This is a genomic window from Acidovorax sp. Q11, assembly GCF_054950075.1.
Genome location: NZ_JBUDZG010000130.1, coordinates 1 through 255 on the forward strand (window position 1 = coordinate 1; position 255 = coordinate 255).

Sequence of the window (255 nt, forward strand, 5' to 3'; positions counted from 1 at the left end):
GCTGAATACCGACGGCAGTGGCGCAAGGTGCACTTGGGCATTGATGCCAGCACGCTGGAGATACGGGCCAATGAAGTCACAGACAACAGCGTGGGCGATGCGCCCATGCTGCCCGGCCTTCTGGCGCAGATACCACCGGATGAGCCGATCGCCAGTGTGAGCACGGACGGTGCCTATGACACCAAAGACTGCCATGCGGTGATAGCGCAAAGAGGCGCGCAGGCGGTAATACCCCCGCGCAAGAACGGCAAGCCG

Annotated in this window: 1 protein-coding gene; it reads left to right on the top strand. The window is 62.4% G+C overall.

Annotation, left to right across the window (positions count from 1 at the left end; translation table 11 throughout):
- Nucleotides 1–255: transposase (locus ACYZGB_RS22995; protein ID WP_462391303.1), on the top strand; the 255-nt coding region annotated here is incomplete at both ends.